Below are 705 nucleotides of genomic sequence, written 5' to 3'. Positions count from 1 at the left end.
AGAGGGCGGTAAGTGACGTCCTGCCCGTTTCGCGCTTGCTGCTGGGGCTGGTGGCGGCCTCTCCGGGTGGTTATGGCCGTGGCTGGGTGAACAATCCTTGCCTGAGCTCGACCAGGATCCTGCGCTCGACCAGCCGCTTCAGCTTCAGCCGGACGTTGTTGACGTTGTTGGGTGCGATCTCCAGATCTATCGCCTCACAGACCGCCCGCGCCCGCAATGGGGCATCGGCCGCGGCGAACACCGCCATGATCTGCCGGTAGGCCGGATGGTCCGGCAGTTTCGCGGCCGGCGGCGTCGGCGCGGACGGATCAGGCAGCGCCAGTAGGGTCTTGCGGGTGATCCGGACCTCCTCGGCGACCCGGTCGAACTCCACCAGCTGTGCAGTGAGTTCCGCGATGCGGCCCCGAGTGGCCTCGCTCTGTGCGGCGATCTCGCGCTCTTGCTCCTCCAGACGCGCCAGCACCGCGCCCAAGGTCAGCGCGCCGTCGCTCACGCGCCGCGCCAGGTGGGGGTGGAGCTCGCGGTGAGCATCCGGGCCATCCGGTCACTTATGGCCCAGTAGACCCTCGACTCGGCGGAGGCGGTCCGGTGCTCGTAGTCCCGTACCAGCCTGCGGTGCAGCATCATGATCCCGTTCACCTGTTCCACCACCCACCTCTTGGGCTGCGGGACGAAGCCGCTGACTGCCGGGTTGCGCTCGACGAC

General features: G+C 68.2%; 1 protein-coding gene and 1 pseudogene. Both read right to left on the bottom strand.

Going from position 1 to position 705, the window contains the following annotated elements; genetic code table 11:
• Positions 1 to 70 precede the first annotated feature (70 nt).
• Entirely contained in the window at positions 71 to 493 is a 423-nt protein-coding gene (locus E6P78_RS32555; protein WP_136207211.1) for a hypothetical protein, read from the bottom strand.
• Positions 490 to 705, bottom strand: a pseudogene (locus E6P78_RS32550) (IS5/IS1182 family transposase); the annotation flags it as partial. The pseudogene E6P78_RS32550 and the gene E6P78_RS32555, both read right to left, overlap by 4 nt.

Source organism: Streptomyces sp. A0958, from assembly GCF_004795035.1.
Taxonomy (GTDB): domain Bacteria; phylum Actinomycetota; class Actinomycetes; order Streptomycetales; family Streptomycetaceae; genus Streptomyces.
Note: the sequence above shows the minus strand (reverse complement) of the source record. Positions and strands in the feature narration are given on the sequence as shown.